The organism is Caldimonas taiwanensis NBRC 104434, assembly GCF_001592165.1.
In the GTDB taxonomy this organism is placed as follows: domain Bacteria; phylum Pseudomonadota; class Gammaproteobacteria; order Burkholderiales; family Burkholderiaceae_C; genus Caldimonas; species Caldimonas manganoxidans.
This window is the reverse complement of sequence record NZ_BCWK01000015.1, coordinates 61,573-68,721: the sequence shown is the minus strand read 5'-3', so window position 1 is coordinate 68,721 and position 7,149 is coordinate 61,573. Positions and strand designations below refer to the sequence as shown.

Annotated in this window: 7 protein-coding genes; 4 read left to right on the top strand and 3 right to left on the bottom strand. The window is 66.6% G+C overall.

From position 1 onward, the window contains the following. Nucleotides 1-106 precede the first annotated feature (106 nt). Complete coding sequence (locus CTA01S_RS12600) at nucleotides 107-934, top strand: IclR family transcriptional regulator (RefSeq protein ID WP_062196032.1); 828 nt, start codon at nucleotides 107-109, stop codon at nucleotides 932-934. Nucleotides 935-943: 9 nt separating this feature from the next. Here CTA01S_RS12600 and CTA01S_RS12595 read toward each other — a convergent pair whose 3' ends face one another. Next, the gene (locus tag CTA01S_RS12595) at nucleotides 944-1,747 is read right to left on the bottom strand and encodes an IclR family transcriptional regulator (RefSeq protein WP_062196030.1); all 804 of its coding nucleotides are present in this window, start codon (nucleotides 1,745-1,747) and stop codon (nucleotides 944-946) included. 91 nt (nucleotides 1,748-1,838) lie between these two features. On the opposite strand from CTA01S_RS12595, the gene CTA01S_RS12590 reads away from it, so the two are divergent. Genes CTA01S_RS12590 through pcaF form a run of 3 tightly spaced genes read left to right on the top strand, consistent with a single transcriptional unit; the run spans nucleotide 1,839 to nucleotide 4,423 of the window. Further along, nucleotides 1,839-2,543 carry a 3-oxoacid CoA-transferase subunit A gene (locus tag CTA01S_RS12590; protein ID WP_019560148.1) on the top strand — a complete coding sequence of 235 codons (705 nt, stop codon included), beginning with the start codon at nucleotides 1,839-1,841 and terminating at the stop codon, nucleotides 2,541-2,543. Continuing rightward, complete coding sequence (locus CTA01S_RS12585; RefSeq protein ID WP_062196028.1) at nucleotides 2,543-3,181, top strand: 3-oxoacid CoA-transferase subunit B; 639 nt, start codon at nucleotides 2,543-2,545, stop codon at nucleotides 3,179-3,181. The genes CTA01S_RS12590 and CTA01S_RS12585 overlap by 1 nt, the downstream gene beginning before the upstream one ends. 39 nt (nucleotides 3,182-3,220) lie before the next feature. After that, nucleotides 3,221-4,423 carry a 3-oxoadipyl-CoA thiolase gene (gene pcaF, locus CTA01S_RS12580; protein ID WP_019560146.1) on the top strand — a complete coding sequence of 401 codons (1,203 nt, stop codon included), beginning with the start codon at nucleotides 3,221-3,223 and terminating at the stop codon, nucleotides 4,421-4,423. Here the strand turns inward: pcaF and sbcB are convergent, their stop codons facing one another. Together sbcB and pcaCD are read right to left on the bottom strand one after the other, a co-directional pair. Continuing rightward, nucleotides 4,424-5,872, bottom strand: coding sequence for an exodeoxyribonuclease I (sbcB, locus tag CTA01S_RS12575; RefSeq protein WP_062196026.1), 1,449 nt, complete (start codon nucleotides 5,870-5,872; stop codon nucleotides 4,424-4,426). It lies immediately after the preceding gene. 40 nt (nucleotides 5,873-5,912) lie between these two features. Beyond that, the gene (pcaCD, locus tag CTA01S_RS12570; RefSeq protein WP_062196024.1) at nucleotides 5,913-7,139 is read right to left on the bottom strand and encodes a bifunctional 4-carboxymuconolactone decarboxylase/3-oxoadipate enol-lactonase PcaCD; all 1,227 of its coding nucleotides are present in this window, start codon (nucleotides 7,137-7,139) and stop codon (nucleotides 5,913-5,915) included. Nucleotides 7,140-7,149: the final 10 nt, after the last annotated feature.

Genomic DNA, 7,149 nt, shown 5'->3' with positions numbered 1-7,149 from the left:
ATCGTAGTCAACTTGTTTGCTAATGTCTAATCAATTTGATAAGTACAAACCCTGAATCGCCATGACCCGTGGCGATAGAACCGTGGCGATAGAAAGAACTTAGACCGTGGATGACAACTCTGCGAGGGCCGAACGCGACCGGCGTGGCATTCAAAGCGTGGAGGTCGGAGGGCAGTTGCTGCGGGCCCTGGCCCATGCTGGGCGGGCGCTGCCGCTGAAGGAGCTGGCGCGCGAGGCCGGCATGAGCCCGGCCAAGGCGCATCCTTATCTGGTGAGCTTCGGCAAGATCGGGCTGATCGAGCAAGACGACGTCAGCGGTCACTATGGGCTAGGGCCCTTGGCGCTCCAATTGGGCCTGATTGCGCTGCAACAGGCCGATCCAGTGCGCATCGCCACGCCCCTGATCGCCGAGCTGGCGCAGCGCATCGGGCACACCGTGGCCGTGGCGGTGTGGGGCTCCCGGGGGCCCACCATCGTGCGCATCGAGGAGTCGCCAGCGGCCGTGCATGTGAACATGCGCCATGGCACCGTCGAGTCCCTGCCCGGAACCGCGTCGGGACGTCTGTTTTCGGCCTATCTGCCGGCCGAGGTGGTGCGCGCGGCCCTGGAGGAGGAGCGCGCACGCGAGCAGGTGCTGGGACTGCGCGCTCAGCCCGGCATGCCCGCGCCCCGGCCTTTGCCCCGCTGGGAGGACTTCGAGCCGACGTTGGCCGAGGTGCGCGCCCACGGCATGAGCCGCTCCGAAGGGGCGGTGATCCAGGGGGTGAGTGCCATGTCCGCGCCGGTGTTCGATCACGCCGGCCAGATGGTGATGGCCATCACCGCCATCGGGCCGTCCGGCGTGTTCGACACCCGCTGGGATGGCCCGCTCGCGCAGGCCCTGCGCGAATGCGCGCGCACGGTCTCGCAGCGCCTGGGGGCGCGCAGCTCTTAGCCACGGCGTTTACTTGGCGCCGCCGATCATCGCGCTGATCTGCTGCGCGGCGGCCAGCAGTTTGGGCAAGAAGCGCTCCAGCATCACCACCGGTGGGGTGCGGTGTTGCTGGCCGCTCACATTGATGGCCGCCACCACCTCACCGTTGCGGCCGCGGATCGGCGCGGCCAGCGACACCAGGCCCTCTTCCAATTCTTCGGCCACCAGCGCCCAGCCTTGCACGCGCACTTGCTCGATCAAGGCACGCAGGCGGGTCGGATCGGTTTCGGTTTTGGGCGTGCGTTTGAGCAATTCGCTGGCGGCCAGGCGGCCGTCCAGCTCCGCGTCGGGCAGCCCGGCCAGCAACACCCGCCCCATCGAGGTGCAGTAGGCTGGCAGGCGGCTGCCCACGCCCAGGTTGATGGCCATGATCTTGTGCGTGGGCACGCGCAGCACGTAGACGATGTCCGTGTCGTCCAGGACGGCGGCCGAGCAGGATTCCTTGATGTCGGCCACCAGGTCTTCCATCACCGGCTCGGCCAGGTTCCACAGGGGCAGCGAGCTCAGGTAGGCAAAACCCAGGTCGAGGATCTTGGGGGTCAGGCGAAACAGCCGTCCCTCGGCTTGCACATAGCCCAGGTGCTGCAGCGTCAGCAGGATGCGCCGCGCCCCGGCACGGGTCAGGCCGGCCCGCTCGGCCACTTCCGAAATGGTTTGCGCCGGCGCCTCGCCGCTGAAGGTGCGCACCACGGCCAGGCCGCGGGCAAAGGATTGCACATAGCTGTCGCCGGGCTGGATGCGCTGCGTCGGGCGCGAGCTTGAGTTCGGGCTCATGGTCGAGTACAGTGAGTGTTCATAAGAAGAACCATTGTTCAATATTAGAACACTTCCTGGTTTAGTCCATCATCTGTTCGATAGGCGTTCTATGATCAACAAGATCTGTGCCTCGGTCGAGGCCGCCCTGGCCGATGTGCGCGACGGCTCGACCGTGATGATCGGCGGTTTCGGCACCGCCGGCATCCCGGACCACTTGATCGAGGGTCTCATTGCCCAGGGGGCCCGGGATCTGACGGTGGTCAACAACAACGCGGGCAACGGCGACACCGGGCTGGCTGCATTGCTCAAGACCGGGCGGGTGAGAAAGATCATTTGCTCCTTTCCGCGCCAGGTCGATTCGTATGTGTTCGACGAGCTCTACCGCAGCGGCAAGATCGAGCTCGAATTGGTGCCGCAGGGCAATTTGGCCGAGCGCATCCGCGCCGCCGGCGCAGGCATAGGCGCGTTCTACACCCCCACGGGGTATGGCACCGAGCTGGCCCGCGGCAAGGAAACCCGCGAAATCAACGGCCGGCACTATGTGCTGGAGTATCCCATCCATGCGGATGTGGCTTTGATCAAAGCCGAGCGGGCCGACCGCTGGGGCAATCTCGTGTACCGCAAGACCGCGCGCAACTTCGGGCCGATCATGGCCATGGCCGCCAAGTGTACGGTGGTGGAGGTGCCCGAGATCGTCGAGCTCGGTGCGCTCGATCCGGAGGCGGTCGTCACCCCGGGCATCTTCGTGCACCGTGTGGTGCGGGTGCCGCGCCGCATCACCCAGGCCGGCGGTTTCAAGAAGGAGGCTGCGTGATGAAGAAATGGACCCGCGACGAGATGGCCCGGCGCGTGGCGATCGACATTCCCGATGGCGCCTACGTCAACCTGGGCATTGGGCTGCCCACGCTGGTGGCCAATCACATTCCGCCCGATCGTGAAGTGGTGCTGCACAGCGAAAACGGCGTGCTGGGCATGGGCCCGGCGCCGGCGGCCGGCGAAGAAGACTATGACTTGATCAACGCCGGCAAACAGCCGGTGACGCTGCTGCCCGGCGGTTGCTATTTCCACCATGCCGACAGCTTCGGCATGATGCGCGGCGGCCATCTGGACGTGTGCGTGTTGGGGGCGTTCCAGGTGTCGGCCAAGGGGGATCTGGCCAACTGGCATACCGGGGCAGCGGATGCGATTCCCGCGGTGGGCGGGGCGATGGACTTGGCCATCGGCGCCAAGAAGACCTACGTGATGATGGAGCACCTCACCAAGACCGGGCAGAGCAAGCTGGTGCCACAGTGCACCTACCCGTTGACCGGCGTGGGCTGTGTCAGTCGGGTCTATACCGACTTGGCCGTCATCGATCTGACGCCCGATGGTGCCCAGGTGATCGACATGGTCGAGGGCCTGGCCTTCGAAGAGCTCCAGGCGCTGACGGCCATTGCGCTGCGGCGCGCCTGATCGCGCCCCCCTTTACCCGAACGAAAGAGACCTTCCACCATGACGCAAGCCTTCATCTGCGACGCCATCCGCACTCCCTTCGGCCGCTACGGCGGGTCCTTGTCGTCGGTGCGCACCGACGATCTGGCGGCCGTGCCGATCAAGGCGTTGATGGAACGCAACCCTCGCGTGGATTGGGCGGCCGTCACCGATGTGATCTTGGGCTGCGCCAACCAAGCCGGCGAGGACAACCGCAATGTCGCGCGCATGGCCGCCTTGCTGGCGGGCCTGCCCTTGGATGTGCCGGGCAGCACGGTCAACCGCTTGTGCGGCTCGGGTTTGGATGCCGTGGGCACGGCCGCCCGGGCGATTCGCAGTGGGGAGGCCGGCTTGATGATTGCCGGCGGCGTCGAGAGCATGAGCCGCGCCCCCTTCGTGATGCCCAAGGCGGAAAGCGCGTTCTCGCGCAACAACGCGGTCTACGACACGACCATCGGATGGCGCTTCATCAACCCGCTGATGAAGGCGCAGTACGGCGTGGACTCCATGCCGGAGACCGCCGAGAACGTGGCCACCGATTGGAAGATCAGCCGCGAAGACCAGGACAAGATGGCGCTGGCCTCGCAGCTCAAGGCGGTGGCTGCGCAGCAGGCCGGATTTTTCGAGGCCGAGATCACGCCAGTGAGCATTCCCCAGAAGAAAGGCGAGCCCCTGGTCGTCAGTCGTGATGAACATCCGCGCGAAACCTCGCTGGAGGCCTTGGCCAAGCTCAAGGGGGTGGTGCGTCCTGATGGCACCGTCACCGCGGGCAATGCCTCGGGCGTGAACGATGGCGCCTGTGCGCTGTTGTTGGCCGACGAGGCCAGCGCCGCAAAGCATGGCCTCACGCCCAAGGCGCGTGTGGTGGGCATGGCCACGGCCGGCGTGCCGCCGCGGGTGATGGGCATTGGCCCGGCGCCGGCCACCCGCAAGGTGCTGGCGCTGACCGGGTTGTCGCTGGACCAGATGGACGTGATCGAACTCAACGAAGCCTTCGCTGCCCAGGCGTTGGCGGTGTTGCGTGAGCTGGGGCTGAAAGACGACGACCCGCGCGTCAATCCCAATGGCGGGGCGATCGCGCTGGGGCATCCGTTGGGGGCCTCGGGGGCGCGGCTGGCCACCACCGCAGTGAATCAACTCCACCGCATCAAAGGCCGCTATGCCCTGTGCACGATGTGCATCGGCGTGGGGCAGGGCATTGCGGTGATCCTGGAGCGTGTGTGATCAGTCCGCAGCGCTGAATTCCGCCAGTTCTTCGGCGTAGTCGTAGAGCGCGCCCAGGATGCGCTGGCCGCGTTCGTCATCGTCGGCCAGGGCTTCGCCCAGGGCGTCGATGCGTTCGAAGTATTGGGCCAGCGTCGGCCAACCGTCCTGGCCCGCATGCAGCCGGGCATGGCAATGTTGGCGCCAGCGCGCTTGTTCGGCAGGGCTGAGCGTGTGCGGGAAGTTGCGCGCCCGGTAGCGGAACACGAGTTCGTCCAGGCGCTCGTCATCGAAGCCAGGCAGACGCTCGGCCAGCGCTTCGGGCTCGGTGGCGCGTACCCGCTGCAGGCGGCGGCGGTCTTCGCTGCCGATGAAGCCGCCGTAGAGATCTTCGTCCACGTCCACCGGGCCCGGCGCTTCAGGCCGTGCGAACACTTCGGGCCACAGGCCGGCGAGCGTGGCGCCGTGGCGTGCGGCGGTTTCGGCATGGCGCAGCGCTTGGTCGATGTCGATGCGCCAACGTTCGAGCACCGGTGGCGTCAGTGTCTTGAGATTGCCGATCACGATGGGGCAGCGGTTGAGGTGGAGGGTCTTGATCGGCAAACGCTGCACGCCGGCGGGCAAGTCTTCGCTGCGGCTGAACAGGCGCTGGCGCACCTGCGCGCTGCTGAGCTCGAACAGCTCGGCCGGGTCTTGGGCCAGATCCCAGACGATGATCTCGTTCTTGTGCAAGGGGTGCGGCGCCAGCGGCCAGACGATGGCCAAATAGCCGCGCTCGGCACCATACATGCCCGACAGATGCACGAACGGGCGTCCCACGCCGATTTCGGCCAATACGGCGTCTTTCTTGCGCAACTTCAGACAAAAGTCCCATAGCCGCGGCTGACGGGCGCGAATCAAGCGCGCCAGCGCGATGGTGGCGCGCACGTCCGATAGCGCATCGTGGGCGCACTGGTGTGCCAGACCGTTGGCCGCGCTCAGATGTTCGAGTCGCAAGCTGACCCGGCCGTCGTCGAGGGTGGGCCACTCGATGCCTTCGGGGCGCAGGGCCCAGGTGGCACGCACCACGTCCAGCAGGTCCCAGCGGCTGCAGTCGTTCTGCCACTCGCGCGCGTAGGGATCGATCAGATTGCGCCAAAACAGAAAGCGCGTGACTTCGTCGTCGAAGCGCAAGGTGTTGTAGCCCACGCCCACGGTGCCGGGACGGGCCAGTTCGGCCTCCACCGCGGCCGCAAAGGCATGTTCGGGCAAGCCGTGCTGTCGGCAGTGCTGCGGCACGATGCCCGTGAGCAAGCAGGATTCGGGGTCGGGCAGGTAGTCCGGGCTGGGTTGGCAGTACAGCATCACCGGTTCGCCCACCTCGTTCAAGTCGGCATCGGTGCGGATGCCGGCGAATTGGGCGGGGCGGTCTCGGCGGGGCACGCGGCCGAAGGTCTCGTAGTCGTGCCAGAAAAAAGATAGATCCGTCATGAGGCCCGACCATACCCGATCATCCGGTCGGGCCTGCGCATCAGATCGACCCGAGAAACTCTCGCACGGCTTGTTCGAAGGCCTGGGGCTGCTCCAACACGCTGATGTGCGAGGCTTCCTCGAGCACCACCAGCTTGGCGCCTGGACGAGCTTGCACGATGGCTTCGGCCATTGCCACCGGGGTGCCTTGATCCCGCGCCCCGGCGATCACAAGCACCGGGCAGGCGATGGACGGCAGCGCCTTGCGCCAATCGACCTGCGAGACCGCATGGCAGCACGCGACATAGCCCTGTGGATCGGTGCGCAGCAAGGTGGCGCGCGCGGCGGCTTCCACCTCGGGGTGTGCGGCGCGGAATCCCTCATGGAAGTAGCGGCCCATCACCATCTCGGCAATGGCCTCCAGACCCTGGGCTTGCACGGTGGCGATGCGCTGGGCCCACGAGGCCCGGGCCGCCTCGGGATACCAGGCCGTGGAATTGGCGATCACCAAAGCGCGCACCAGTTCGGGGTGGCCGGCGGCCAAACCCTGTCCCACCATGCCCCCCATCGACAGGCCGACCCACACCACCGGGCCACGGCCCCATTCGCGCACCACGCGCGCGGCATCGGCCACCAAATCGTCCATCGCATAAGGCCCAGGCGGGCAAGCCGACTGGCCATGGCCACGGTGGTCGTAGCGCAGCACTTCACAGCCGTGCTCGGCCAGGGAGCGGGCCAGGGCATCCCACATGTGCACGTCCATGCCCAGCGCATGGCTGAGCACCACGGGCGTGCCGCGGCCCTGCCGCAAGACATGCAACTCGGGCGTGCTGAAGGTGCGGTGCTGACTCACCCGGTGCGCGGGGTCCAGCGGGCGAGGCTCCAGGCTCACGCCCATCTGACGCAGCACATCGACGGCGAGCTTGAACGCGGTATTGGCCGCCGGCACCCCGCAGTAGATGGCCGATTGCAGCAAGGTCTCTTTGATCTCGTCCAGCGCCAGCCCGCCGGCCACGGCCGCGCGCAAATGCAGCTCGAACTCTTCCCAGCGGCCTTGGGCGATCGTCATGCCCAGCACCAGCAAGCGGCGCGTGCGAGGGTCCAGACCGGGGCGGCCCCAGATCTCGTGCCAGGCGTAGCGGGTGATCAGCGATTGGAAGTCGGCATTGAAAGCATTGGCTTGAGCGAGGGAGCGATCGACCCAGGCATCGCCGAGCACGGCACGGCGGTTGCGCAGACCATGGTCGAAGGCATCGGTATGGTCGTGACCGGTGGGGGTATCCATCATCAGGCGTCGG

Bases quoted from the DNA above. Each gene is read 5' to 3' on its own strand.
- CTA01S_RS12585 (WP_062196028.1), top strand. From the start codon at position 2,543: ATGAAGAAATGGACCCGCGACGAGATGGCCCGGCGCGTGGCGATCGAC.
- sbcB (WP_062196026.1), bottom strand. From the start codon at position 5,872: ATGACGGATCTATCTTTTTTCTGGCACGACTACGAGACCTTCGGCCGC.
- CTA01S_RS12595 (WP_062196030.1), bottom strand. From the start codon at position 1,747: ATGAGCCCGAACTCAAGCTCGCGCCCGACGCAGCGCATCCAGCCCGGC.
- pcaCD (WP_062196024.1), bottom strand. From the start codon at position 7,139: ATGATGGATACCCCCACCGGTCACGACCATACCGATGCCTTCGACCAT.
- CTA01S_RS12590 (WP_019560148.1), top strand. From the start codon at position 1,839: ATGATCAACAAGATCTGTGCCTCGGTCGAGGCCGCCCTGGCCGATGTG.
- pcaF (WP_019560146.1), top strand. From the start codon at position 3,221: ATGACGCAAGCCTTCATCTGCGACGCCATCCGCACTCCCTTCGGCCGC.